We start from the raw sequence: 24429 nt of genomic DNA on the forward strand, positions 1-24429 counted from the left end.
CGGTGGATCTTGCGACCCTCGCCGCGCTCAATGCGGAACGGCAGGCGCGCCGCGCCGCCGTGCTGATGAGCGATCTCGCCAGCGGCGCGCAACGGCTGGTGACGCAAGCCGGGATCGCGGCCGATCCGCTGGCGGACTTGCTGGAGCGGCAGCTGCGCTCCGGCAAGAGCGGCATGGCGGAGGTGGAGGGGCGATCCTTTTTCCTGACCGTGCAGGCGCCGCATCCGCGCGTGATCGTGACCGGCGCCGTTCATATCTCGCAGGCGATGGCGCCGATGGCGAAGGCGCTCGAGCTCGATCTCATCATCATCGATCCGCGCACCGCCTTCGCCACGCCCGAGCGTTTCCCCGAGGGGACGCTGCTCGCCGAATGGCCCGACGAGGCGCTTGCCCGGATCGGGCTCGACGCCTACACCGCCTTCGTCGCGCTGACGCATGATCCGAAGATCGACGATCCCGGCCTCGTCGCTGCGTTGCGCTCCGACTGCTTTTATGTCGGTGCGCTCGGCAGCCGCAAGACGCATGGCAGGCGGCTGGAGCGCCTGGCCGAAGCCGGCTTCGACGCCGCCGCGACGGCGCGCATCCATGCGCCGATCGGGCTCGATATCGGCGCGGTCTCGCCGGCCGAGATCGCGCTTGCGATCCTGGCCGAGATCGTCGCGACGCTGCGCGGCCCGCGCCGCAAGCCGGCCTGAGGATTAGGCGATGCAATTCGGACCGGTCGCCATCGCGGATGCCATCGGCTGCATCGCGGCGCATACCATCCGCGCCGACGGCACCATCGTGAAGAAGGGCGCGACCGTGACGGCCGAGCTCGCCGCCAAGCTCGAAGCCGCCGGCATCGCCGAGATCGTCGCGGTCAGGCTGGAACCCGGCGACATCGACGAGAACGCCGCCGCCGCACAACTGGCGGAGCGGATGACCGGGGAGGCGGTCACGGCGGAGCCGCCCTTCACCGGGCGGGTCAACCTGTTCGCAGCCGAAGCCGGCGTGCTGCGCATCGACGTTGCGGCGATCGACGCCTTCAACGCCATCGACGAGGCGATCACGGTCGCGACCCTGCCGGCACTGAAGGCGGTGGTGGCGGGCGAGCTCGTCGCCACGGTGAAGATCATTCCCTATGCGGTGCCCCAGGCGCTGGTGGACCATGCGCTTTCCGCGCTCGGCAATGTCCCGGCGGTCTCGGTCGCGACGTATCGCCCGGCGGGGGTCGCCGTGATCTCGACCTTGCTGCCGGGGCTGAAGCCGAGCGTGGTCGACAAGACGCTCAGGATCATGCGCGAGCGGCTGGAGCCGGCCGAGGCGGTGCTGGCGGCGGACCAGCGCGTGCCGCACGAGGCCGCGCCGCTGGCCAAGGCCATCGCCGAGCAGGCGGCGGGCGAGGCCGACATCATCGTCGTGTTCGGCGCTTCCGCCATCACCGACCGGCGTGACGTGATCCCGCAGGCGCTGGTCGAGGCCGGCGGCGATGTCGAGCATCTGGGCATGCCGGTCGATCCCGGCAATCTGCTGATGCTCGGTCGCATCGCCGGCAAGCCGGTGATCGGCGCGCCGGGCTGCGCCCGCTCGCCCAAGGAGAACAGCTTCGACTGGGTGCTGCAGCGCCATCTCGCCGGTGTTCCGGTCGGCCGCGCCGATGTCCAGCGCATGGGCGTCGGCGGGCTTCTGATGGAGATCGTCTCGCGGCCGCAGCCGCGCGCGCCCGGCCTGCCCGGGGGCGGGCCGCCGGCGGGGATCGTGCTCGCCGCCGGGCGATCGACGCGGATGGGCGCGGACAACAAGCTCATCCAGCCGCTGCGCGGCAAGCCGATCCTGCGCCATGTCGTCGAGGCGCAACTCGAGGCGGGGCTTGCCCCCGTCATCGTGGTGACCGGCCACCAGAGCGCGGCGGTGGAGGCTGCGCTGGCGGAGCTGCCGGTCCGCTTCGTCGCCAATCCCGATTATGCATCGGGCCTGTCCTCCTCGCTGAAGGCCGGGGTGGCGGCGCTGCCGCCGCAGGCGCAAGGCGTGGTGATCTCGCTCGGCGACATGCCGAACGTCTCGGCGGCGGTGATCGAGCGCCTGGTCGAAGCGCATCGGGCGCGGCCGGAGGCGCTGGCGGTGGTGCCGACCCTGTTCGGCCAGCGCGGCAACCCGGTGCTGCTGACGCGGGAGATCTTTCCGGCCGTTTCGCTGCTCAGCGGGGATCGCGGTGCGCGGCGGCTCCTCGACGAGGCCGGCGAGCGCGTCGTCGACGTGCCCTTCGAGGACCCGGCCATCGCCATCGACGTCGATACGCCGGAAGCCTTGCGGGCGCTGCGCGGCTGAGGGGGCTGCATTGACGGAATGACAAGGGTGTGGCTGCACGCCGCTGCGTTCAGCTGTCGACCATCTAACGCTGCCAGTGCAGGCCGAGCGTGCCGTAGAAGGCGGCGGGCCGGTCGCTCGTCGTCTCCACGCCACCGGCGAGGCGCCATTCCAGCCCGAGCGCGCGCAGGCCGGTGAGATGAAGGCCGAGCCGGTATTTGCGGTAGCCGTGCTCGCCATAGGCTTCGAATTCGGGCCCGAGATGGAAGCCGGCCGGAACCCGCCAGCCCGGCGCGAGCCGACCCCAGACGCGCCCGTTCAGCGAGGAGACGTAAGCATTGGCCTGGACGACGATACCGGGCGCGGGGACGAGCCAGAGATCCGCCTGCAGGCGGGCGCCGTAGCGCGTGGTGGTGCGGGAGGGGCCGAAGGCTTCGACCGGCTGCTCGCTCTCGACGTCCGAACCGGCATAGAGCGCGAGGAAACTGTCGCCGATGCGCCATTCATAGCCGAGGAGCGCTTGCGACTCGCTCTTGTAAGTGACGCCGTGGGGCCTGCGGCGGTGGGTCTGTTCCTGCGTGCCGCCGGCCTTGACGAAGAGGCGCGGGCCGCTGGCGGCAAGCCCGCCGCCGCCGATGGCACGCTTCACCCCGACCGTGAGAAGGGTCTTGGTCGGGCCCGCTTCCATGGAACCGAAGATCACCGTCGAGAGCGCGGCGCGTTCGGTCTCGTCCTCGGTGGCGCCGGCTGCACAGATCGGGGCGGCGGCGAAGGCCATCGCCAGCCCGGCCAACCCGGACCTGCCCACCCGATACGCCACGCGAAGCCCCCGACGCCTGCCACCCCGCATGCCGCCGGCCGCAGGCCCCAGGATTGCAGCAGTTCGGCGCCGGGCTGGCAAGCCTTTGTTAACCGTGCGGGCGCAGGCTCGATTGTGTCCGGCAAAGCTTTCATTCCGCAACGGAGGAGAGTGGCGATGGTTTCGACCGATTTCATGCGGCAACTCGAAGGCTATGGGCTGACCACGGCGACGATCCTCTACCGGATGCCGGATCATCTCAGCGTGCTGCAAACCTATATCTGGCAACAGTACGATCTGGCGCCGCGCTTTCCCGTTCTCCAGGACTTCCTGAAATTCTGGGAGCGTGAGCTCGAGGGGCCGCTCCATTCGGTCACCGTGGCGCATTCGCGCCTGATCCGGCCGGCGGAGATCCGCAATCAGAACGGCGTGCTGACGCTGCACTGACGCCGCGCCGGGCTTGCGGCCTTGAGCCAGGGGCATTGAAAGCCTGCGTCCGGCTCGCTTGTTGGCGCGGGTGCCGCCGTGCTAGGCGGGCGCTTCCGCTTCGGCACGGCCTGCTCACTTGTCTTCTCCCTTGCGTACATCCGGACTGCTGACGGCGCTGGCGGGCTTGCCCGGAGAGCGCATCGCCGTCGGCACCATCGTCGCCGCGCTGCAGGATCGGGCCTATGCGCTGCTCGTCGTGCTGCTCGGCCTGCCGAACTGCCTGCCGATGCCGCCGCCGATCCCGCTCGTCTGCGGGCTGGTGCTGGCCTTCGTCGCCGTGCAGATGCTGGCGGGACGGCGGATGCCGTGGCTGCCGCAGGCGCTGCTCGCCCGCAGCATCGGCAAGCCGGAGCTCAACCGGGCGGTGGCGCGGGCGCTGCCGGTGCTGACCTGGCTCGAACGCTTCTCGCGGCCGCGCCTGACGATGCTGGGCGGCGTATGGGCCATTCCGATCCTGGGGCTGGTGATCCTCGTCCTGGCGCTCGGGCTGATCGTGGCGGCGCCGTTCATCGGCCAGATTCCGCTGGGGCTGGCGGTGTGCCTCGTCGGGCTCGGCCTCGTCGAGCGCGACGGGGTCCTGATCATCATCGGCGCGGTGGTGGGTGCCGCCGGCCTCATGCTCAGCGCCGGCTTCGCCTATGCGATCTTCAGCGGCATCAAGGAATTGTTCTTCTGACGCTTCGTCTCAGGCGGCGGCGAGGACCTCGGCGAAGGGGTTGTCCAGGCTGAGCAGGTGGTCGATCTCGCTCGCCGGCACGGCCTTGGAGAACAGGAAGCCCTGCAACTCGTGGCAGCCGATCGCCTGCAGGAAGCGGCGCTGGCCCGCGGTCTCGACACCCTCGGCGCAGACGCGCAGGCCGAGCGCCCGCCCCAGATGCGCCATCGAGTGGACGAGGATCGCCGATTCCCCCGTCGCCTCCATGTATTCGAGGAAGGAGCGGTCGATCTTGATCTTGTCGAAGGCGAAGCGCCGCAGGTAGATCAGGCTCGAATAGCCGGTGCCGAAATCGTCGAGCGCGAGGCCGACGCCATGCGCGCGGATGTTCATCATCGCGGTTTCGGCGGCGTCGGCATCCTCGATCAGCACGCCCTCGGTCAGCTCGAGCTCGAGCCGGGCGGGGTCGAAATCCGTCTCCGCGATGGTGCGGATGACGTTGGCGACGAAATCCCTGTGGCGGAACTGGATCGGCGAGACGTTGACCGCGAGGCGAAGGCCCTTCCAGCGTCTGGCCTCGGTGCAGGCGCGGCGCAGCACCCATTCGCTGAGCGGCACGATCAGCCCGCGCTCCTCGGCGATGGCGATGAACTCCGAAGGCGGGATCAGGCCGTGGACCGGATGCGGCCAGCGCACCAGCGCCTCGACGCCGACGATGGCCGAACCGTCGATGGAGACCTGCGGCTGGTAATGCAGGACGAGCTGGTCGTTGTCGATCGCCTGGCGCAGATCGTCCTCGACCATGCGCTTGAGCTGGAGCGAGCGGTTCATCTGCGATTCGAAGAAGGCATAGCGGTTGCGGCCGCTGTTCTTGGCCTCGTAGAGCGCGGTGTCGGCGCGCTTGAGCAGCGCCTCGCGGCTGGTGCCGTCGCGCAGCGCCATGGCGATGCCGATGGAGCAGCCGATCGTGACCTCGACGCCTGCGAGCATGAACGGCTCGGTGAGGGCGGCGAGGATGCGCTCGCCCAGAGCCTTGCTGCCGGAGGGCGTGGCCGAGCGGGTCTGGATGACGCCGAACTCGTCGCCGCCCAGCCGCGCGACAGTGTCGCCGATCCGGGCAGCGCCCGAGAGGCGCGCCGCGACCTGGCGGATGAGCTCGTCGCCCGCGGTGTGGCCGTAGGTGTCGTTGACGGCCTTGAAGCGGTCGAGGTCGATGAGCAGCACGGCCAGTCCCGGCCCGTTCTCATCGATATGCGCCAGCGTCTGGTCGAGCGTCAGGTCGAAGCTGCGGCGGTTCGGCAGGAGGGACAATTCGTCCTGGCCGGCGAGGTGCTGGATCTGGCGCTCGCGCAGAGCGATCTGCTCGGCGGAAGCGCTCAGGCGCTGCACGACGAAGATGAAGACCGCGGAGAACAGCAGCGCCACCGCGATCAGCGCCCAGAGGAAGCGGCGCAGCATCACGTCGCCGGGACGGGCCGGCGACCAGGCGAGCCAGGCGGCGCTCGTCCCGTCGGCGGCCCGCAGGTTGAGCCGCGACAGCGGGTCGGCGGGCGGGGCGCTCACGAGATGGATGCCGGCGATGCGGTTGCCCGCCGCCAGATCCGCGAGCAGGGCGTCGGTGAGATGCCGGTAGGCGACGAAGAACAGCGGCGCCGGGGCCGCCCCGGCCGGGGAAGCGATCTGCGGCAGCTCGACCGCCGTCAGGATCAGGACCTCGCCGCCATCCGTGACGATGGTCGAGCGGGCGGCACCCGGCAGGGCGGCGGCGCCGGTGCCGGCAGGGGCGACGAAGGCACTCCACACGCCCTGCTGCAAGGCGTCGAGATGGTGCGGGATGGCTTGTGCGGGGTGATCCGCCGTGCTCGGATTCTCGACCCATGCCAGCACCGTCTCGCCGGCCCCGCCGATATAGGCGCCGTCGAAATCCATCAGCTGTCCGCTCAGCCGTTCGAGCGTGGCGCGTGGCGTCGCCTCGGCGCCGGGCTGGTGCAGCGCGTTGGGGAGATCGCCGGCGGCGACGAGGCGCTCGAGCCGGAGCTCGCCCAGCCTCATCTGGGCGTTGACGGCAGCCTCGATCCGCTCGCCCTGGCGCTGCGCCTCGAGCCGGTTGGCCTCACGGGTGATCGCGACGACGACGGCGATTCCGGCCGCCATCAGCAGCAGGAAGGCACAGCCCAGCGTGACGATGGTGTTCGCGAACATGCGCGCGGAAGAACCCGCATTCGTCATCTTCGCGGCCGTTGCTGCAGGCATCGTTGATCCAGGACAGACTTCTCTTCCTACGTCCTAATGCCTGAATGATTGATATCCCGTTGCGGGACCTTTCCGGCTTTCGGGCCGTCAGCGTCCCGAGGGGGCATAGGGCGGCCGGGGTATCGCCATATGGGCGGCCCTGAGCGCCGCCGACCAGCGTTCGCGCAGGTCGTGGAAATAGGGCTCGCCCGCCTCGATGCGGCGGTTCAGCTCGAAATCGTCGGCATCGCGCCGCATCACCACGAGATCGATCGGCAGGCCGACGCCGAGATTGGAGCGCATGGTCGAATCCATCGAGATCAGCCCGACCTTGAGCGCGTCGTAGAGATGGGTCTTGAAGGTGACGGCCCGGTCGAGGATCGGCTTGCCGTATTTGTGCTCGCCGATCTGGAGGAAGGGGGCATCGATGCCGCATTCGATGAAGTTGCCGGCGCCGTAGACCATGAAGAGCCGCATCGGCTGCCCCTTGATCTGGCCGCCGAACAGCATGCCGATCTCGAACTTGACGCCGGCCTCCTCCAGCGCCGGGCCGTCGATCTCGCGGACATGGCGGATCGAGCGGCCGACGAGCTGGGCGGCCCGGAACATCGAGCCCGCATTCTGCAGCGTCTCGAGCTCGCCGGTCTCAGGCGCCGGCAGCCCCTCGTGCAGGAAGCTCACCACCGATTGGGTGATCGAGAGATTGCCGGCCGTCATCAGCACGAAATTGCGCTCGCCCGGCCAGGAGAAGACATGGAGCTTGCGGAAGGTCGAGATGTCGTCGAGCCCGGCATTGGTGCGCGTGTCGGCGATCATGACGAGCCCATCCTGCACGAGGATTCCGGCGCAATAGGTCACGGGGTTTCACATCCTTGTCTTGTCAGGCTGCCCGCGTCGGGGCGCTCACTGGTTGGCCAGGCGGCCTTCGGCCTCATGGGCGCTGACGAGGACGTTGAGGCTTTCGCCCCCGCCGCCCTGGCGCGAGCCGCGGACCGGCGCGGCATCGGCATAGTCGAGCCCGATCGCGACGCGGACATGGCTGTCGATCGGGCAGAGCCCGTTGGCGCAGTCGAAGCCGATCCAGCCGTAATCGTCGAGATGGATCTCGGCCCAGGCATGGGCGCCGTTGCCGTGCGGCAGGGTATCCAACTTGGCGACATAGCCCGAGACGTAGCGGGCGGGCTGGCCGAGATGGCGCGCGCAGGCCATGAAGACATGGGCGATGTCCTGCGCGATCGCCTCGCGCGCGGCGAAGGCGGCGGGCGCGCCGACGCCGCTGCGCCCGCTCGCCCTGACGCATGTCATCCGCTCGCTGAGGGCGGCCATCAGCGCATGCATCCGCGAAAGCGGCGTGGCGGCGCCGGCGGCGGCCTCCTCGGCGAAGGCGCGCAGCGCCTCGTCCTGCGCCGTCAAGAGCGTGTCGCGGCGATAGACCTCGCAGGGCACGCGCTCCAGGCCGCCGCGCACGACGCCGGCGAGGTCGATGGTCTCGATCAGCCCGTCGATGCGGATGGTGAGCGCCGAGATCGGGCCCTCGGCATAGAATGAGTGCACGATGTTGCCATGGGCGTCCTGGGAGGCGCGCAGGCGCCCGTCGATATTCGGCTCGATGCGCCAGGACATCACGTGCTGGCCGTCATGGTCGCGCGGGGTCAGCCGCAGGATCTGCGTGATGTGGCGCGCCGGCTCAGCATAATCATAGCCGATCGTATGGGAAATCCTGATCCGCATGGTCCAGTCCGGGTTACGGCCTCATTGCAGATACTGCTCGAAGATGGTGTTGCCGAGGCGGTTGTTCTCGGTGATGAACTCCTCGATGAATTCGTGCAGCCCGTGCTGGAAGACATCGTCGATGCGGGTGTTGCTGAGGTTGGCCAGCGTCTTGCGCGCCTGGCGCTGCGCCGGCCCCTGGCGGCCATAGGCGTCGCCGAGCGAGTCGAGGAAGCGCGAGATGCTCTCGTAGCAGGCGGCGAGCGAGCGCGGCATGCGCCGGTTCAGCACCAGGAGGTCGGCGACGAGGATCGGCTTCACCGCCTCGCGATAGACCCAGTGATAGGCGGTCAGCGCCGAGACCTCGCGCAGCACCGTGGTCCACTGGAAATAATCGAGCGAGCCGCCGACCTGCTCGTCGGCCGGCAGCAGCACATGGTATTTCACGTCGAGGATGCGGGCGGTGTTGTCGGCGCGCTCGAGATAGACGCCGAGCCGCGAGAACCAGTAGCCGTCGTCGCGCAGCATGGTGCGGTAGGCCGAGCCGTCGAAGGTGAGCGAGACGTGCTTCACCCAGTCGAGGAAGCGGGCGAACTCCTCGCGGTCCATGCGCTTCTTCTCGAAGCGCTGGAGCTCGAGCCAGGCGCTGTTCAGCGCATCCCACATCTCCGAGGTCAGCGCCGTGCGCACCGCGCGCGCATTCGAGCGCGCCTGGGCGAGGCAGTTGCGGATCGAGGAGGGGTTGTCGGGGTTGAAGGTCAGGAAATCGCAGACATTGCGCTCGTTCGCCTCGCCATAGGCCTTGGCGAAGGCCTCCTCGCAGCCGGCGGTCAAGACCGCGCTCTGCCATTCCGTGCCGGCGCCGCCATAGGTCGTCGGCAGGTTGGTCAGGCGCGTCGTGGCATCGAGGATGCGGGCGAGATATTCGGCCCGCTCGACATAGCGGGAAACCCAGTAAAGGCTGTCTGCGGTGCGCGAAAGCATGGTCAGCGTGTGCCTTTCCGCGGGGTGGCAGGCCGTTGCGGGAGGAGGGCCGGTGCGGGCGCGTCGCTCATGCGTCGAGTACCCAGGTGTCCTTGGTGCCGCCGCCCTGGCTCGAATTGACGACGAGCGAGCCCTCCTTGAGCGCGACGCGCGTCAGCCCGCCCGGCACGCAGGAGATGCCGTGGGCGCCGGAGAGCACATAGGGGCGCAGGTCGACATGGCGCGGCGCGACGCCCGAGGCGACGAAGGTCGGGCAGGTCGAGAGCGCCAGCGTCGGCTGGGCGATGAAGCCCTCGGGCGCCGCCTTGAGCTTGCGCCGGAAGGCTTCGATCTGGGCCTTGTTGGCGTGCGGGCCGACGAGCATGCCGTAGCCGCCCGAGCCGTTGACCTCCTTGACCACGAGCTTCTCGAGATTGTCGAGCACATAGGCGTTGGCTTCCGGCTCGCGGCATCTGTAGGTCGGGACGTTCTTCAGGATCGGCTCCTCGCCGGTGAAGAACTTCACGATCTCCGGCATGTAGCTGTAGACCGCCTTGTCGTCGGCGACGCCGGTGCCGATGGCGTTGGCGAGCGTGACGTTGCCGGCCTTGTAGGCACCGACGATGCCGGGCACGCCGAGCACGGAATCGCTGCGGAAGGCGAGCGGATCGAGGAAATCGTCGTCGATGCGCCGGTAGATCACGTCGACGCGCTTCGGTCCCTGCGTGGTGCGCATATAGACGATGTCGTCCTTGACCAGGAGGTCCGAGCCCTCGACCAGCTCGACGCCGAGCTTGTCGGCGAGGAAGGAGTGCTCGTAGAAGGCCGAATTGTACTGGCCGGGCGTCAGGAGGCAGATCGTCGGGTCGGAGGGCGCGCTGCGCGGCGCGACCGAGCGCAGCGTCGCGAGCAACTGGTCTGGATAGTTGTCGACCGGCGCGACGCGATGGGTGGAGAACAGCTCCGGGAAGAGCCTGAGCATCACCTCGCGGTTCTCCATCATGTAGGAGACGCCGGACGGCGTGCGCGCGTTGTCTTCCAGTACGTAGAACGTATCCGCGTCGACGCGCACCACGTCGATGCCGGCGATGTGGCAATAGATGCCGTGCGGCACCTTGAAATCGACCATTTCGAGCTGGTAGCAGGCGTTGCGATAGACCAGATCGGGCGGGAGGATGCCGGCCTTCAGGCATTCCTTCGGGCCGTAGACATCGGCCAGGAACATGTTGAGCGCGGTGACGCGCTGGCGCAGGCCCGCTTCGAGCCTGGTCCATTCGGGCTTGGTCAGCACGCGCGGGATGATGTCGAAGGGGATCAGCCGCTCGGTCGATTCCTCGTCGCCATAGACCGCGAAGGTGATGCCGATGCGGCGGAAGAACAGCTCCGCCTGGCTGCGCCGGAGCGCCAGCGTCTCCGGCGGGGCTTCCTTCAGCCAGCGATCGAGAGCCTCGTAGGCGGGCCTGAGCTCGGTTCCCGACCCGGTCATTTCATCGAATGCGACCATTGAGCCCTCTTCCCCTTTCGGGCCAGCCTATGCGTATTCGCCGGCGTTCGGGAAGAGGGGGGCCAGCCGCGCCATTGGTCTCATGGCCCTTTTAACGCGCAGTCTCGATCAGCTGGCGCGGCCGTCCAGCCATTGGCGCAGGACCTGCGCATTGTTGCGGTCCTCGTCCTTCGCCGCATAGAGCAGGACGACGGGGCCCTGCTTCAGCCGGGCCTCGAGAATGGCGAGGGCGGCCTGTGCCGGCGGGTGGCCGAGCTCGGCGGCATAGGCGGCGCGGAATTCCTCCCAGCGCCCGGGATGCGCATGGAATTCGTGGCGCAGCGTGTCGCTCGGCGCGAGATCCTTGAGCCAGAGGTCGATCCGGTCTTTCGCGACGCCGCGCGGCCAGAGCCGGTCGACCAGGATGCGCGTGCCGTCGCTCGCGGCGGGAGGATCGTAGACGCGCTTGACCGTCAGCGTCGGCATCAGATCAGCCCCAGGCTGCGGAAGCTGGCATGGCCGTCGCGGCCGACGATGATGTGGTCGTGGATGGCGATGCCGAGCGGCTTGGCGATATCGACGAGCTCGCGTGTCATCCTGAGGTCGGCGCCCGAAGGCGTCGGATCGCCGGAAGGGTGGTTATGCGCGAGTATGATCGCCGAGGCCGACAGTTCCAGCGCCCGGCGCATCACCTCGCGCGGATAGACCGGGGTGTGGTCGACCGTGCCGGTCTGCTGGACCTCGTCGGCGATCAGGAGGTTCTTCTTGTCGAGGAAGAGGATGCGGAACTGCTCGCGCTCGGCGAAGGCCATCGCGGTACGGCAGTAATCCAGCACCGACGACCAGGAGGAGAGGACCGGCCGCTTGCCGACCGCGCCCCTGGCCATGCGCCTGAGCGCCGCCTCGACGATCTTGAGATCGAGCGCGACGCCCTCGCCGACGCCCTTCACCTCGGTCAGGCGCGCGGGCGCAGCCGCCAGCACCTCCGCGAAGGAGCCGAAGCGCTGGACCAGCTCCTTGGCGAGCGGCTTGACGTCGCGCTGCGGGATCGAGCGGAACAGCAGGAGCTCCAGCAACTCGTAATCCGGCAACGCCTCGGCGCCGGCCTCCTGGAAGCGGGCGCGCAGGCGTTCGCGATGGCCGTGATAATGCGGGGCGGGCGCCTCTGCCGCGGCGGCGGGCGCGGGCGTCTCGGCCGGCGCCGCAGCCGCTGCCTTGCCCGAGCCCTTGCCGCGGCGAGCGCTCATCTTGCGGCGAGCGGATTGCCGAGGCCGGCGGGCGACAGCGTGAAGATCTCGCAGCCCGTCTCGGTGACGCCGATCTGATGCTCGAACTGGGCCGAGAGCGAGCGGTCGCGGGTCACGGCGGTCCAGCCATCCGAGAGCACCTTCACCCCCGGCTTGCCGAGATTGATCATCGGCTCGATGGTGAAGACCATGCCGGGTTTCAGCAGGATGCCCTCGCCGGGGCTGCCATAGTGCAGGATGTTGGGCGCGTCGTGGAACAGCCGGCCGATGCCGTGGCCGCAGAAATCGCGCACCACGGCGCAGCGCTCGGCCTCGGCATAGCGCTGGATGGCGAAGCCGATGTCGCCGGTGGTGGCGCCGGCGCGCACCGCCGCGATGCCGCGCTGAAGGCTCTCATAGGTGATCTCGATCAGCCGCTCGGCCTTCCGCGAGACCTCGCCGACGCCGTACATGCGGCTCGAATCGCCGTGCCAGCCATCGACGATCAGCGTGTAGTCGATGTTGAGGATGTCGCCTTCGCGCAGCGGCTTGTCGTCGGGGATGCCGTGGCAGACGACGTGGTTGATCGAGGTGCAGATCGACTTGGTGTAGCCGCGATAGAACAGGGTCGCCGGATAGGCGCCGTTGTCCATGGCGAACTGGAAGGCGAGATCGTCGAGGCGCTGCGTGGTGACGCCCGGCCTGACATGGGCGCCGAGCATGTCGAGCCCCTCGGCTGTGAGCCGGCCGGCCTTGTGCATGGCGGCGAAGGCTTCGGGCCCATGGATCTTGATGGCGGGCTCGCGCGAGCGCGAGCGGCCGATGGCGTCTTCGTAGGTCATTGCACGCGGACAGCTCCTCGACGACATATCTATTGCGTTTGGCGGTGCGCGCAAGTCGCGTGGATAGCTGGCGCGCGGGCGCGGCGGGGTGTATCAGGCTGGCGCCATGGCCATCATCGATCAGAATCCGGCGGAAGAGCGGCCGTTCGGCGCCTTCGCCCCGAAAGCCTGGCTCGCCGGGATCATCGCCCGCACGCGCGCGGCATCCGACAGCTTCCTCGGGCGCAAGCTCGCCTATGCGCTGCGGCGGCTGGGCCTGCGCCTGCTCGGCGGCGCGCCGGTCGACATCGAGGCGCTGGGCGCGAAGATGCGCCTCTATCCGAGCGGCAACGTCTGCGAGAAGCGCGTGCTGTTCACCCCGCAATATTTCGACGCGGTCGAGCGTGAGCTTTTGGCTGGGCGGCTGCGCGAGGGCTTCACCTTCATCGATGTCGGCGCGAATATCGGCGCCTATTCGCTCTTCGTCGCGGCCCGCGCCGGGCGCGGCGCGCGCATCCTGGCGGTCGAGCCGCAGCCGGAGATCTTCTCCCGCCTCGCCTTCAACATCGCGCAGAACCCGTTCGGGACGGTCAAGGCGGTCGCCTGCGCGCTCGCCGACAAGCCGGGCGAGCTGACGCTGTTCATCGACCCGACCAATCGCGGCGAATCGAGCGTGCGCATCCTCAATTCCAGCGCCGGGACCTCGGTCAGGGTGCCGGCGATGACGCTGCTCTCCCTGGTCGAGGGCGAGGGCTACGAGCGCATCGACGCGATCAAGCTCGATGTCGAGGGCGCCGAGGACCTGATCCTCGAGCCCTTCCTGCGCGATGCGCCGCCTTCGCTCTGGCCGAGCTTCATCGTCATCGAGGATTCGCGCCAGCGCTGGCAGAGCGACCTTGCCGGGCTGCTCGAGCGCAGCGGCTACCGGCTCCTCGCCCAGACGCGGCTGAACCTGGTGTTCGAGCGCAAGCCCGCTTGAGCGCTTCGCGCGGAAAGCCTAGCTCTTGAGCGCAAGCCAGGAGCGCCGCCATGTCCGCCAACGAAGCCAGTTCCTCCGCCACCATCGTCACGGCCGCGATCCTGGTGATCGGCGACGAGATCCTGTCCGGACGGACGAAGGACAAGAACATCGGCTATATCGCCGATTACCTCACCGCGATCGGCATCGACCTCAGCGAGGTGCGCATCGTCCCCGACGTCACCGAGGAGATCGTCGCGGCGCTGAACGCGCTGCGCGCCCGCTATACCTACGTCTTCACCACCGGCGGAATCGGGCCGACCCATGACGACATCACGGCCGATGCGGTCGCGGCCGCCTTCGGCGTCACGATCGACCACGACCCGCGCGCCGTCGCGATGCTGTCGGAGCGGTTCTCGCCGGCCGAGCTCAACGAGGCGCGCATGCGCATGGCGCGCATCCCCGCCGGCGCCGAACTCATCGCCAACGCGATCTCGAAGGCGCCGGGCTTCCATCTCGGCAATGTCTATGTGATGGCCGGCGTGCCGGCGATCATGCAGGCGATGCTCGACGTCGTCGGGCCGACGCTCAGGACGGGTAGGAAGATGCTGTCCGATACGATCCGCGCCGGGTTGCGCGAGGGCGATATCGGCGGGCCGCTCGCGGCGATCGCGCAAGCCCATCCGGCGGTCTCGATCGGCTCCTACCCGTTCTGGTCCGACACAGGCCCGGACACGAACATCGTCGTCAGGTCGCGTGACGCAGAGAAACTCACCGCCGCCATGGCCGCTGTGAAGGCCATGGTTGCTTCCGAAAAGCAGTAATTATCTCTATCTAAGTAAATAACACAACTTTTAATGTTTTTATACAACTTATAAGAGATATTATGTTTTATGAACTTTGACATTGATTTTTATATAGATAATTACCTTAAGTTAGATTGTAAAATTATTGTTGTGAGGATAATTTTCTATCTTCATATTGGCTTATAACTACATATAAACTTCTCATAAACTAATTTATGCAATAACGCCTTTGCGGACCGAAAGTATTCGTCCGCTCGCCCCATGTCCGGACGTCATGGGCGGTCGATGACGCTTTTCACGACGGTGCGGGCCTGAATCCTGATGCGGGGCCGGCGCCAAAGGGGGATATGGATGTCGCTCTTTTCCGGGCTTTTCTCGAACGGGCATGCCGCGGGGCAACTCAACGCCATCAACCGCTCGCAGGCGGTGATCGCGTTCGATCTCGACGGCAAGGTCCTCGACGCCAACGACAACTTCCTGTCGGTGATGGGTTATACGCTCGCCGAGGTGAAGGGCCAGCATCACAGCCTGTTCGTGACGCCCGAGGAGAAGAACGGCGCGGGCTACAGCGAGCTCTGGGCCGGGCTCGGGCGTGGCGAGTTCTCGCGCGGGCAGTATCTGCGCCTCGGCAAGGGCGGCCGGGAGGTCTGGATCCAGGCGAGCTACAATCCGATCCTGGGGGCGGGCGGCAAGCCGGTTTCCGTTGTCAAATACGCCTTCGACGTCACCGAGCAGAAGAACCGGCTCGCCGATCTCGAGGGGCAGCGCGCCGCGATCGACAAGGCGCAGGCCGTGATCGAGTTCGATCTTTCCGGCAAGATCCTGAGCGCGAACCAGAATTTCCTCGACGTCCTCGGCTATACGCTGGCCGAGATCGCCGGCCAGCATCACCGCATCTTCATCGACCCGGCCGAGCGCGAGAGCCCGGCCTATCGCAGCTTCTGGGAGCGGCTTTCGCATGGCGAATACGACGCAGGCCAATACCGCCGCCTCGCCAAGGGCGGCCGGGAGGTCTGGATCCAGGCGAGCTACAATCCGATCCTCGACGCGCAGGGGCGCCCCTACAAGGTCGTCAAGTTCGCGACCGACATCACCGCTACCTTCAAGGGCAAGCAGCTCGAAGCGGCGGTGAAGGAGACCAGCGCCGTGATCGACCGGGCCAAGGGCCGGGACCTGACCGGCCGGGTGCCGCTCGCCGGCAAGAGCGGCGAGGTCGCCACGCTCTGCGCCGGCGTCAACGACCTGCTCGACACGCTGGCGCAGGTAGTCGGCGCCGTGCGCGACATCTCGGCGCGCATCGGCAGCGCTTCGGTCAAGATCACCTCCGACAGCCAGCAACTGGCCGAGCGGACGGAGACCAACGCGTCGAGCCTGCAGCAGACCGCGGCGACGACGGAGGAGCTTGCCGCGTCGGTCAAGCACAGCGCCGGCAATTCGCGGATGGCGGTGGAGCTCGGCAACGAGGCGCGTGAGGTCGCCGCGCGCGGCGGGACGATCGTCACCGAGGCGGTCGAGGCGATGGGGCGCATCGAGCAGGCCTCGTCGGGCATTTCGGAGATCATCGCCATGATCGACGAGATCGCCTTCCAGACCAATCTGCTCGCTCTCAACGCCGCTGTCGAGGCGGCGCGCGCGGGCGATGCCGGGCGCGGCTTCGCGGTGGTGGCGACGGAGGTGCGCGCGCTCGCCGCCCGCTGCAGCGAATCCGCCAATGGCGTCAAGGCTTTGATTGCGAATTCCGCGCAACAGATTCAAGCTGGCGTCGGCCTGGTCAAGGATGCCGGATCGACGCTCGGCGAGATCGTCGACGCCGCCTCCAAGGTCGCCTCCACCGTCAGCGAGATCTCGCAGGCGACGACCGAGCAGGCCAACGGCATCGACGAGATGGCGCGCACAGTCGCGCATATGGACGAGATGACCCAGCAGAACTCGCTGCTCGCCGAGCAGAGCGCCAAGGTTGCCCGCGACCTTCAGCAGGAGACCGAGGCGCTGGGCATGATGGTCGCCGCCTTCCGCCTCGGCGACGAGGACAGGCGCGTGCCGCAGCTGGTGCATGCGGCCGTGCCGGTGCCGCCGCCCGCCGCCCAGCCGGCGATGCGCGCCCGGCGCGTGGCCTCCGGCGGTGGGGCGGATGGCTGGGCCGAATTCTAGGGCGTCGACAAATCCGGCCGCCGGGCGGCGCTCGGCTGGGGATCACCGGCGCCTTGCCTCTTGTCAGGCGCGCGCCGATGGGCTTTCGGTCGCTGACCGGCGCCTTCGCGCCGTGGCGAGTCCCGGAGCGCTGCCCATGGCCGAACCGTCCCCGAACAAGGCTTTCCCGGTATCCTGGGACCAGTTCCACCGTGATGCCCGCGCGCTCGCCTGGCGGCTGGCCGAGAAGGGGCCGTTCGAGGCGATGGTCTGCATAACCCGCGGCGGCCTGGTGCCTGCGGCGATCATCTGCCGCGAGCTCGGCCTGCGCATGATCGAGACCGTCTGCGTCGCGAGCTACCACGACTACAGGAACCAGTCAGAGCTCCAGGTGCTCAAGGACATCGCGCCGACCGTCAAGGCGCTCGGCGACGGCAAGGGCAAGGGCGTGCTGGTCGTCGACGACCTGACCGATACCGGCAAGACCGCACGTGTCGTGCGCGCGATGCTGCCGAACGCGCATTTCGCCGCGGTCTACGCCAAGCCCGCCGGCGCGCCGACGGTCGATACCTTCGTCACCGAGGTCAGCCAGGACACCTGGATCTATTTCCCCTGGGACATGGGGCTTTCCTATGTCGAGCCGATCGCCAGGGGCCATCAGGGATAGGAGGCATCTGGGCCGCGAAGCCGTGCCGGCTCAGCCGACCGAAGGCGAGCGGAACGCGATCAGCATGCCGGCGACCACGATCGCCATGCCGGCGAGCTCGGCCGGGGAAGGGCTTTCCCCCAGCAGCAGCGTGCCGGCGGCGGCCGTCACCACCGGCACCAGCGGCAGGAACAGCGTCGCACGGCCCGCACCCAGGATCTCGACCGAGCGGGTGTAGAGATAGAGCGCGACGACGCCGACCAGGATGCCTTGGTAAAGCGCCTGCAAGAGGAGCTCGGCGAAGGGCGCCTGCGCCATGTTGGTCGGCAGCGCCAGCGCCACGACCAAGAGCAGGGGCACCGAGAGCAGGCAGGACGCGGCGGTGATCTCGAGCGAGCCGACGCCCCAGCGCCGGGCGAGCAGGCCGAAGATCGACCAGACGATGGCGACCAGCGCGAAAAGCAGGTCGCCGATCCAGGCATCGGGCCGGGACGGCGTCAGGATGAACGCGCCCCGGGAGAAGACCGCGATGCCCAGCACGATGATGCAGAGCCCGGCAAGCCGCATCCGCCCGGCGCGCTCGCCGGTGACGAGAAAGATCAGCGCGGCGGTGAAGACGGGAATCAGCCCGGTCGAGATCGTCGACGAATGCAGGGCCGGCGCGAAAGCCGCGCCGGCCACCAGGACCAGGCTGTAGAGCGGCCCGACCAGCAGCGCCACGATCCAGGCGCGCCGCCAGCCCAGCGCGCCGACCGGGAAGGGGCGCATGGTCTTCAGCGCCCAGGGCAGCAGCACGGCGGCGGCGGTGATGAAGCGCAGGATCGCGACATCGGCCGTGGTCAGGCCGACCAGCATGGCGTGGCGTGAGACGACCGCCTGAACGCCCCAGATGAGCGCCGTCAGCAAGCCGCAGAGAATGCCGAGCCAATGTGCGCGAAAGGTCATGAACGGGTGGCTTTCGGCAGGCGGCGAGGGGCGGCGAGGCCGTCATGCTATGCCCGCGCCATGCTCCGGCGGCAACGGCCGTGCCGGCACAGCCGGGATGCTTCCGGGGCAGGCGACCCGTCCGGCTTTGAAACCGGGACCATCCCCACTAGTTTGATTCGCAGGGAAAACGCCGAGGGGAGACGCGCCGGACATGGCCGCCACCAGCTTCGATGCCGCGGGCGCGCGGATCACGGTCTTTCGCGCGCTGCTCCAGGCCATCGCCCGCCACGGCAGCGGCCGCATCGCGCTGGAGGACCCCGAGCGCCAGCCGATCAGCTACGGCCGGCTCGTGCTGGGCGCGCTGGTGCTCGGGCGCAAGCTTTCGGCCCTGACGGCGCCGAAGGAGCCCGTCGGCGTGCTCCTGCCCAACATGCAGGGCATGGTGGTGACGCTGTTTGCGCTCTTCGCCTATGGCCGGGTGCCGGCGATGCTGAATTTCACCGCCGGTGTCCGCAATCTCCGCGCGGCGGCAGAGCTCGCCGAGCTCAAGACGATCATGACCTCGCGCCGCTTCGTCGATCAGGGCAAGCTCGATGAGGAGATCGCGGCGCTGGGCGAGGGGCGGCGCATCGTCTGGCTCGAGGACGTCCGCAAGCAGGTATCGAGCCTCGACAAGCTCATCGGCGCCCTGATGAGCCTGATGCCGGGGCTCGCCCACCGCCCGTATGAGGCCCGGCCCGACGACACGGCCGTGATCCTCTTCACTTCGGGCACCGAGGGCAGGCCGAAGGGCGTGGCGCTGAGCCACGCCAACATCGTCTCCAACGCCCGGCAGGTCTTCGCCCATGCGGCAGGCGCGCTCACCGAGCGGGACGTCTTCATGAACCCGCTGCCGGCCTTCCATTCCTTCGGGCTGACCGCCGGGACGCTGCTGCCGCTCATGCACGGCATGAAGGTCGTGCTCTATCCGAGCCCGCTGCACTACAAGCAGGTGCCCAGGCTGATCGGCGAGACGAAGGCGACCTTCCTGCTCGCGACCGACACTTTCTTGCAAGGCTACGCGCGGGCTGCGGAAAAGGGCGACCTCGCCAGCGTGCGCTACGTCGTCGCCGGGGCCGAGCGGGTGAAGGCCGAGACCAAGCGGATGTGGGAGCCCTACGGCACCGTCGTCCTCGAAGGCTATGGCTGCACCGAATGCTCGCCGGTTTTGGCCGTCAACACGCCCGCCGCCATGCGCGAGGGCACGGTCGGCCGGCTCCTGCCCGGCATCGAGGCGAAACTCGAGCCGGTCGAGGGCATCCATGAAGGCGGGCGGCTCACCGTGCGCGGGCCGAACGTGATGGCCGGCTATCTCGATCCCGAGCGGCCGGGCCGCCTCCTCCCGCCGGAGGGCGGCTGGCACGACACCGGCGACATCGTCGCGATCGAGGACGGCTTCGTCGCGATCCGCGGCCGGGCGAAGCGCTTCGCCAAGCTCGGCGGCGAGATGGTCTCGCTCGCGGCGGTCGAGACGATGGTCGCCAGCGTCTGGCCCGGGCAGAACCACGTCGTCGTCGCCCTGCCGGATCAGCGCAAGGGCGAGCAGCTCGTCCTCGTCACCGAGACGCCGGATGCCGACCGGGTGGCGCTGCAGGAGGCGGCGAAAGCGCAGGGCTTTCCGGAACTTTGGGTGCCGCGCGCGATCCTGGTGACCCAGGTCATCCCGGTGCTCGGCAACGGCAAGATCGATTACGGCGCGACGCGCGAGCTCGCCGCCTCGCGCCGGCCGCTGCTATGAGCCCGCCCCGCTGCCTTGTAGCCACAATCGTCATTCTATTACGCGGGATGATGATTCCGGGTTCCGCCCTGGCGCTGATGCGCGTCGCAGCGCTTGCGCCCGTCCTGTCGCTGACGGGGCCGTCCGATCTGGCGGCGCAGGCGCCGGGCGCCGTCTATGTCCGCCGCGACGAATGCATCGAGGCCGGGCGGCTGACGGCGCAGCAGTGCGAGTTCGCCTATCGCAACGCCCGTGCCGAGTTCGAGCAGGCGGCGCCGCGCTACGGCTCGCGCGCGGCCTGCGAGCGCAGCCACAAGCGTTGCGGCGCGCAGATCATCTCGGCCGGCGGCTGGGAATCCTTCGGCAAGGGCGGGGCGAGCTACGTGCCGCGCTTCATCGGCGTCCGCGTCAGCGGCGAGGGGGCGGCGCGCCGGGCGCTGCCGGTGGTCGAGGGCACGGCCAAGGTCGCCTTCGCCGGGCGGCCGGTGACGGAATTGCAGGACAAGGTCGCCGGGCGGCGCGGCATCATCGGCGAGGCGAGCAGCGTCGGGCGCGGGGCGCACGGCCATGCCGGGCGGGGCTCGGCCCCTTATGTCAGGCGCGGCGACCGCGACGATACGGTGCGCGTGCCGATGGAGGAGAAGCGTATCGGCTCGGATGTCCCGCCGGGGCTTTACGTCGATCCCGACGGGGTCGAATGGTACAAGCCCGCGCGCAGGCATTGAGCGCACGCGAGACTTGCGCCCGCAGGGCCGGCCCGCTATCGCTGTGGCACCCGCGGACGTGGCGAAACTGGTAAACGCAAAGCACTTAAAAAGTCTTTTCTCTACCATGCTGCAAAATAGTTTACGGAAGAGAATTGAATGGTTTTTCAGTGCGCTAAGGGCGCGGGGTTAGGAAGGCGGAAATAGGCTGATTTTGCTCTAGGTGCTGTATAGGAGCAGAGACCAAGGGGGAGAATCGGCGGCCAAGGGCGGACGTGGCGAAATCGGTAGACGCAGCAGACTTTAGAATTGGAGTGCCCGCGGGGAAATCCGCGGAGTAGAACCGCTCAAAGTCGGGGAACGCTAACGGGCATCAGCCCTAAGCCAATCCCGAGCCAAGCCCCTCTTCAGGGGAAGGTGTAGAGACTGGACGGGCGGCGTCTAAAGCCTTCGGGCCATGGCGAAGGGACAGTCCAGACCACGAACGCCAAAGGCGGCGGCGAAAGTCGAAGTGGTACGAAAATCTGCTTCTCTTTGAGAGTACGGGTTCGAGTCCCGTCGTCCGCACCACACTCTCAAGCTTCCTCAAACTGAGATCTCCATCAGCCTTTTCGGATCAGCGCTGGCATGACATCGGCCGAAGATCTGCGATCCGAAGGTGGAAGCCTCACGTTCGGATCGTGTGTGTGCCATGCCTTTCAATGCATCCTTGCCAGTCGGCGGGAAGCAGCTCAGGTCGCGGCCGATAGATTCACCCGCCGCATCAAAGCTTCACCGCTTTCCTTGCGCTCGGAATAGCGGTCCGTGAGATAAGACGACACGTCGCGCGTCAGCAGCGTGAACTTGACCAGTTCCTCCATCACATCCACCACGCGGTCATAATAGGACGAAGGCTTCATCCGGCCTGCTTCGTCAAACTCCTGAAAAGCCTTGGCGACGGACGACTGGTTGGGGATCGTCACCATCCGCATCCATCGACCGAGCACGCGCATCTGGTTGACCGCGTTGAAGCTCTGCGAACCGCCCGACACCTGCATGACGGCAAGCGTCCGCCCTTGCGTCGGTCGTACAGCGCCGACCGAGAGAGGAATCCAGTCGATCTGCGCCTTCATCACCGCGCTCATGGCGCCGTGCCGCTCCGGGCTGGTCCAGACCTGACCTTCCGACCAGAGCGAAAGCTCTCGCAGCTCCTGCACCTTTGGGTGACTGATTTCGGCTCCGTCGGGCAACGGCAAACCATGCGGATCGAAGATGCGGGTCTCCGCACCGAAATGCTTCAGCAGGCGCTCGGCCTCCTGGGTCAGGAAGCGGCTATATGACCGCCCGCGAAGCGAGCCGTAGAGCAACAGAATACGAGGCGGGTGGGTCGAGGATGTCGCCCGTAGCCGATCAATGCGCGGCACAACGATGCAACCGGCATCAACATGGGGGAGGTTTGGCAAGGTCAACGGTCCACCTCCACGACAGTCTTGCCATCGCGCTCATACCAACCCTTGGAGCGGTTCACGATCCACACGACGGAGAGCATGACCGGCACCTCGATCAGTACACCGACGACCGTGGCGAGCGCAGCGCCGGAGTGGAAGCCGAACAGGCTGATGGCCGCGGCGACAGCCAGTTCGAAGAAGTTCGACGCGCCGATCAGGGCCGATGGGCCGGCGACGCAATGCTGTTCCCCCGAGATGTGGTTGAGCAGATAGGCGAGCCCGGAGTTGAAATAGACCTGGATCAGGATTGGTACGGCGAGCAGCGCGATCACCATCGGCTGCGCGATGATCTGTTCACCCTGGAAACCGAACAACAGCACTAGCGTCGCTAGAAGTGCGACGAGCGAGATTGGGCCGAGCTTGGCGAGCAGTTGGTCCAGCGCTGTCTGCCCTCCGTTCGCCAAAAGGCTGCGGCGCACGATCTGCGCGACGATCACCGGGATGACGATGTAGAGCACCACTGACAGGATCAGCGTGCCCCACGGCACGGTGATCGCCGACAGGCCGAGCAGCAGCCCGACGATGGGCGCGAAGGCCACGACCATGATCGCGTCGTTGAGCGCGACCTGGCTCAGCGTGAAATGCGGCTCGCCCTTGGTCAGGTTCGACCAGACGAACACCATCGCCGTGCAGGGTGCCGCGGCGAGGATGATGAGGCCGGCGATATAACTGTCGATCTGGTCGGCTGGCAGCAGCGGCCGGAACAGCCAGCCGATAAAGAGCCAACCGAGCAAAGCCATGGAGAACGGCTTCACCGCCCAGTTGACGAACAGCGTCACGCCGATGCCGCGCCAGTGACGGCCGACCTCGCCGAGCGCGGCGAAGTCGATCTTCAGGAGCATCGGAACGACCATGAGCCAGATCAGCACAGCCACCGGCAGGTTGACCTTGGCGATTTCCGCAGCACCGATCGCCTGAAACGCGCCCGGCATCACATGGCCGAGCGCGATGCCGACGACGATGCAAAGCGCAACCCAGAGGGTCAGATAGCGTTCAAAGGTGGACATGGTTTTCCTTCAAGCCGTCGCCACGCGGCGGCCGTGCTCATCAATGACGCGCTCGCCGTCTTCCTTGACGAACTCGCCCTGTTGCGGCGGCAACAGGTCGAGCACGTCTTCGGACGGCCGACAGAGTTTCACGCCCCTGGGGCTGACGACGATCGGCCGGTTGATGAGGACCGGATGCGCCATCATGGCGTCGAGAAGCTGGTCATCGGTCAGCTTTGGATCGGCAAGGCCAAGCTCCGCGTAAGGCGTACCCTTTTCGCGCAACACCGCGCGAACCGAAACGCCCATGCGCGCAATGAGCTGCGTCAGCAGCGCGCGCGCCGGCGGCGTCTTCAGATATTCGATGACGTGCGGCTCGATGCCGGCGTTGCGGATCATCGCCAGCGTGTTGCGCGAGGTGCCGCAGTCGGGATTGTGATAGATGATGACGTCCATGGCCTTGCCTCAGGCCGCGCTGTTGCGAGGCGAGGACGCGCCGTCCGATTGCCCGATCTCTACGAGCGTGGCCCGCAGGGATGCTTTGTCGAGGCTGGCGACAGGCAGCGCCGTAAAGATGGAGACACGGTTCTTGAGATAGCGGAAGGCAGTGACGAAGGCGGCTTCCTTCTGGATGTTGGAACCTCCCACCGCAGCGGGGTCTTCGATGCCCCAATGTGCCGTCATCGGCTGGCCCGGCCAGACCGGGCAGGCTTCGCCGGCAGCGTTGTCGCAAACCGTGAACACGAAATCCATGACCGGAGCTTCAGGCCGCGCGAACTCCTCCCAGCTCTTCGAGCGGAACCCATCGGCGGGATAGTCGAGGCTCCTCAGCACCTTCAACGCAAAGGGATTGACCTCGCCCTTGGGCTGGCTGCCAGCGGAAAAAGCGCGGAAGCGACCAGTCCCGTCCTTGGCCAGAATGCTCTCCGCAAGGATCGAGCGAGCCGAGTTGCCGGTGCAAAGGAAGAGAACATTGAAGATGCGGTGGGGCTGGTCTGAATCAGACATGGGAAGAGCCTTTCGTAGGTTGGCAACAGGAGGACAGCGCGGCGACGGCCGGGTTGCGCACTTCGGGGTGGCCCTGGCAGCAGTCGCGCATGAGGAATTCGATGAGGCTCGAAAGCGTCACGAGGGCCGCGCTGTAGATGATCGAGCGCCCTTCGCGCCGGGACTCGACAAGCCCCGCCTGTTCGAGATGGCTCAGGTGAAAGGACATGCGCGAGGAGGCCGCGCCGTCCATGGCCTCTCCAATCGAGCCGGCGGACATCCCTTCGGGACCGGCTGTCACCAGAAGACGGACAATGCGGAGCCGCGTTTCCTGCGAAAGCGCGGCGAAGGCGGCGAGAGCCTGCTTTTCCTTCATTG

Annotated in this window: 25 protein-coding genes; 10 read left to right on the forward strand and 15 right to left on the reverse strand. The window is 67.5% G+C overall.

The annotated features are described in order from the left end of the window. The first annotated feature begins 2 nt into the window (after nt 1-2). Nucleotides 3-695, forward strand: coding sequence for an XdhC family protein (locus tag M9917_RS14660; protein ID WP_297254603.1), 693 nt, complete (start codon nt 3-5; stop codon nt 693-695). A gap of 10 nt (nt 696-705) precedes the next feature. After that, nucleotides 706-2307 (forward strand): NTP transferase domain-containing protein, encoded by a 1602-nt coding sequence (locus M9917_RS14665; RefSeq protein ID WP_297254604.1) that lies wholly within the window; start codon nt 706-708, stop codon nt 2305-2307. Between the two features lie 64 nt (nt 2308-2371). Here M9917_RS14665 and bcsS read toward each other — a convergent pair whose 3' ends face one another. Continuing rightward, the gene (gene bcsS / locus M9917_RS14670) at nt 2372-3094 is read right to left on the reverse strand and encodes a cellulose biosynthesis protein BcsS (protein WP_297254605.1); all 723 of its coding nucleotides are present in this window, start codon (nt 3092-3094) and stop codon (nt 2372-2374) included. Nucleotides 3095-3262: 168 nt separating this feature from the next. Here bcsS and M9917_RS14675 point away from each other — a divergent pair, with 168 nt between their 5' ends. Next, nucleotides 3263-3532 carry an usg protein gene (locus M9917_RS14675; protein ID WP_297254606.1) on the forward strand — a complete coding sequence of 90 codons (270 nt, stop codon included), beginning with the start codon at nt 3263-3265 and terminating at the stop codon, nt 3530-3532. A gap of 118 nt (nt 3533-3650) precedes the next feature. Beyond that, complete coding sequence (locus M9917_RS14680) at nt 3651-4250, forward strand: exopolysaccharide biosynthesis protein (RefSeq protein ID WP_297254607.1); 600 nt, start codon at nt 3651-3653, stop codon at nt 4248-4250. 9 nt (nt 4251-4259) lie between these two features. Here the strand turns inward: M9917_RS14680 and M9917_RS14685 are convergent, their stop codons facing one another. From M9917_RS14685 to map, 8 genes are all read right to left on the reverse strand, one after another. Continuing rightward, nucleotides 4260-6431, reverse strand: coding sequence for a putative bifunctional diguanylate cyclase/phosphodiesterase (locus M9917_RS14685; RefSeq protein WP_297254608.1), 2172 nt, complete (start codon nt 6429-6431; stop codon nt 4260-4262). 138 nt (nt 6432-6569) lie between these two features. Beyond that, nucleotides 6570-7319 (reverse strand): proteasome-type protease, encoded by a 750-nt coding sequence (locus M9917_RS14690; RefSeq protein ID WP_297254609.1) that lies wholly within the window; start codon nt 7317-7319, stop codon nt 6570-6572. 45 nt (nt 7320-7364) lie between these two features. After that, nucleotides 7365-8192 carry a transglutaminase family protein gene (locus M9917_RS14695; RefSeq protein WP_297254610.1) on the reverse strand — a complete coding sequence of 276 codons (828 nt, stop codon included), beginning with the start codon at nt 8190-8192 and terminating at the stop codon, nt 7365-7367. A gap of 21 nt (nt 8193-8213) precedes the next feature. Next, nucleotides 8214-9155: an alpha-E domain-containing protein gene (locus tag M9917_RS14700; protein WP_297254611.1), complete on the reverse strand. Its 942-nt coding sequence runs from the start codon at nt 9153-9155 to the stop codon at nt 8214-8216. 67 nt (nt 9156-9222) lie between these two features. Then, nucleotides 9223-10638 carry a circularly permuted type 2 ATP-grasp protein gene (locus M9917_RS14705; RefSeq protein ID WP_297254612.1) on the reverse strand — a complete coding sequence of 472 codons (1416 nt, stop codon included), beginning with the start codon at nt 10636-10638 and terminating at the stop codon, nt 9223-9225. A 108-nt stretch (nt 10639-10746) separates the two neighbouring features. After that, the gene (locus tag M9917_RS14710) at nt 10747-11103 is read right to left on the reverse strand and encodes a DUF488 domain-containing protein (protein ID WP_297254613.1); all 357 of its coding nucleotides are present in this window, start codon (nt 11101-11103) and stop codon (nt 10747-10749) included. Continuing rightward, nucleotides 11103-11864 carry a RadC family protein gene (radC, locus tag M9917_RS14715; RefSeq protein WP_297254614.1) on the reverse strand — a complete coding sequence of 254 codons (762 nt, stop codon included), beginning with the start codon at nt 11862-11864 and terminating at the stop codon, nt 11103-11105. Before radC ends, M9917_RS14710 begins: the two co-directional genes overlap by 1 nt. Continuing rightward, a complete protein-coding gene (gene map, locus M9917_RS14720) occupies nt 11861-12685 on the reverse strand; it encodes a type I methionyl aminopeptidase (protein WP_297254615.1) in 825 nt (274 codons plus the stop codon). Before map ends, radC begins: the two co-directional genes overlap by 4 nt. Before the next feature lie 106 nt (nt 12686-12791). Between map and M9917_RS14725 the strand changes: the two genes are divergently transcribed. From M9917_RS14725 to gpt, 4 genes are all read left to right on the forward strand, one after another. Continuing rightward, on the forward strand, nt 12792-13643 hold the full coding sequence (locus M9917_RS14725) for an FkbM family methyltransferase (protein WP_297254616.1): 852 nt from the start codon (nt 12792-12794) through the stop codon (nt 13641-13643). A 50-nt stretch (nt 13644-13693) separates the two neighbouring features. Beyond that, entirely contained in the window at nt 13694-14446 is a 753-nt protein-coding gene (locus M9917_RS14730; protein WP_297254617.1) for a competence/damage-inducible protein A, read from the forward strand. Nucleotides 14447-14779: 333 nt separating this feature from the next. Beyond that, the gene (locus M9917_RS14735) at nt 14780-16579 is read left to right on the forward strand and encodes a methyl-accepting chemotaxis protein (RefSeq protein WP_297254618.1); all 1800 of its coding nucleotides are present in this window, start codon (nt 14780-14782) and stop codon (nt 16577-16579) included. Nucleotides 16580-16715: 136 nt separating this feature from the next. Next, a complete protein-coding gene (gpt, locus tag M9917_RS14740; RefSeq protein WP_297254619.1) occupies nt 16716-17225 on the forward strand; it encodes a xanthine phosphoribosyltransferase in 510 nt (169 codons plus the stop codon). 30 nt (nt 17226-17255) lie between these two features. On the opposite strand, the gene M9917_RS14745 is transcribed toward gpt, so the two are convergent. After that, entirely contained in the window at nt 17256-18149 is an 894-nt protein-coding gene (locus tag M9917_RS14745; RefSeq protein ID WP_297254620.1) for a DMT family transporter, read from the reverse strand. 193 nt (nt 18150-18342) lie between these two features. Between M9917_RS14745 and M9917_RS14750 the strand changes: the two genes are divergently transcribed. Next, nucleotides 18343-19908, forward strand: a complete 1566-nt coding sequence (locus M9917_RS14750; protein WP_297254621.1) for an AMP-binding protein — start codon at nt 18343-18345, stop codon at nt 19906-19908. A 50-nt stretch (nt 19909-19958) separates the two neighbouring features. Then, nucleotides 19959-20612: a DUF1190 domain-containing protein gene (locus tag M9917_RS14755; RefSeq protein ID WP_297254622.1), complete on the forward strand. Its 654-nt coding sequence runs from the start codon at nt 19959-19961 to the stop codon at nt 20610-20612. A gap of 710 nt (nt 20613-21322) precedes the next feature. On the opposite strand, the gene arsH is transcribed toward M9917_RS14755, so the two are convergent. The 5 genes from arsH to M9917_RS14780 are packed head-to-tail and all read right to left on the reverse strand — an operon-like array spanning nt 21323 to nt 24427. Then, nucleotides 21323-22039, reverse strand: coding sequence for an arsenical resistance protein ArsH (arsH, locus tag M9917_RS14760; RefSeq protein WP_297254623.1), 717 nt, complete (start codon nt 22037-22039; stop codon nt 21323-21325). Further along, entirely contained in the window at nt 22036-23085 is a 1050-nt protein-coding gene (gene arsB, locus M9917_RS14765; protein WP_297254624.1) for an ACR3 family arsenite efflux transporter, read from the reverse strand. The genes arsH and arsB overlap by 4 nt, the downstream gene beginning before the upstream one ends. 9 nt (nt 23086-23094) lie before the next feature. Beyond that, entirely contained in the window at nt 23095-23520 is a 426-nt protein-coding gene (arsC, locus tag M9917_RS14770) for an arsenate reductase (glutaredoxin) (protein WP_297254625.1), read from the reverse strand. 9 nt (nt 23521-23529) lie between these two features. Then, entirely contained in the window at nt 23530-24072 is a 543-nt protein-coding gene (locus tag M9917_RS14775; protein WP_297254626.1) for an arsenate reductase ArsC, read from the reverse strand. After that, complete coding sequence (locus M9917_RS14780; RefSeq protein ID WP_297254627.1) at nt 24065-24427, reverse strand: ArsR/SmtB family transcription factor; 363 nt, start codon at nt 24425-24427, stop codon at nt 24065-24067. Before M9917_RS14780 ends, M9917_RS14775 begins: the two co-directional genes overlap by 8 nt. Nucleotides 24428-24429: the final 2 nt, after the last annotated feature.

It is taken from the genome of Bosea sp. (in: a-proteobacteria), from assembly GCF_023953965.1.
In the GTDB taxonomy this organism is placed as follows: domain Bacteria; phylum Pseudomonadota; class Alphaproteobacteria; order Rhizobiales; family Beijerinckiaceae; genus Allobosea.

What these genes read in the sequence shown, in the direction of transcription:
- M9917_RS14700 (WP_297254611.1), bottom strand. Translation starts at nt 9,155, where the DNA reads ATGCTTTCGCGCACCGCAGACAGCCTTTACTGGGTTTCCCGCTATGTC.
- map (WP_297254615.1), bottom strand. Translation starts at nt 12,685, where the DNA reads ATGACCTACGAAGACGCCATCGGCCGCTCGCGCTCGCGCGAGCCCGCC.
- gpt (WP_297254619.1), top strand. Translation starts at nt 16,716, where the DNA reads ATGGCCGAACCGTCCCCGAACAAGGCTTTCCCGGTATCCTGGGACCAG.
- M9917_RS14755 (WP_297254622.1), top strand. Translation starts at nt 19,959, where the DNA reads ATGATTCCGGGTTCCGCCCTGGCGCTGATGCGCGTCGCAGCGCTTGCG.
- M9917_RS14730 (WP_297254617.1), top strand. Translation starts at nt 13,694, where the DNA reads ATGTCCGCCAACGAAGCCAGTTCCTCCGCCACCATCGTCACGGCCGCG.
- M9917_RS14665 (WP_297254604.1), top strand. Translation starts at nt 706, where the DNA reads ATGCAATTCGGACCGGTCGCCATCGCGGATGCCATCGGCTGCATCGCG.
- arsB (WP_297254624.1), bottom strand. Translation starts at nt 23,085, where the DNA reads ATGTCCACCTTTGAACGCTATCTGACCCTCTGGGTTGCGCTTTGCATC.
- M9917_RS14695 (WP_297254610.1), bottom strand. Translation starts at nt 8,192, where the DNA reads ATGCGGATCAGGATTTCCCATACGATCGGCTATGATTATGCTGAGCCG.
- M9917_RS14745 (WP_297254620.1), bottom strand. Translation starts at nt 18,149, where the DNA reads ATGACCTTTCGCGCACATTGGCTCGGCATTCTCTGCGGCTTGCTGACG.
- M9917_RS14735 (WP_297254618.1), top strand. Translation starts at nt 14,780, where the DNA reads ATGTCGCTCTTTTCCGGGCTTTTCTCGAACGGGCATGCCGCGGGGCAA.
- M9917_RS14780 (WP_297254627.1), bottom strand. Translation starts at nt 24,427, where the DNA reads ATGAAGGAAAAGCAGGCTCTCGCCGCCTTCGCCGCGCTTTCGCAGGAA.
- M9917_RS14675 (WP_297254606.1), top strand. Translation starts at nt 3,263, where the DNA reads ATGGTTTCGACCGATTTCATGCGGCAACTCGAAGGCTATGGGCTGACC.
- M9917_RS14685 (WP_297254608.1), bottom strand. Translation starts at nt 6,431, where the DNA reads ATGTTCGCGAACACCATCGTCACGCTGGGCTGTGCCTTCCTGCTGCTG.
- radC (WP_297254614.1), bottom strand. Translation starts at nt 11,864, where the DNA reads ATGAGCGCTCGCCGCGGCAAGGGCTCGGGCAAGGCAGCGGCTGCGGCG.
- M9917_RS14710 (WP_297254613.1), bottom strand. Translation starts at nt 11,103, where the DNA reads ATGCCGACGCTGACGGTCAAGCGCGTCTACGATCCTCCCGCCGCGAGC.
- arsC (WP_297254625.1), bottom strand. Translation starts at nt 23,520, where the DNA reads ATGGACGTCATCATCTATCACAATCCCGACTGCGGCACCTCGCGCAAC.
- M9917_RS14725 (WP_297254616.1), top strand. Translation starts at nt 12,792, where the DNA reads ATGGCCATCATCGATCAGAATCCGGCGGAAGAGCGGCCGTTCGGCGCC.
- M9917_RS14705 (WP_297254612.1), bottom strand. Translation starts at nt 10,638, where the DNA reads ATGGTCGCATTCGATGAAATGACCGGGTCGGGAACCGAGCTCAGGCCC.
- M9917_RS14775 (WP_297254626.1), bottom strand. Translation starts at nt 24,072, where the DNA reads ATGTCTGATTCAGACCAGCCCCACCGCATCTTCAATGTTCTCTTCCTT.
- M9917_RS14750 (WP_297254621.1), top strand. Translation starts at nt 18,343, where the DNA reads ATGGCCGCCACCAGCTTCGATGCCGCGGGCGCGCGGATCACGGTCTTT.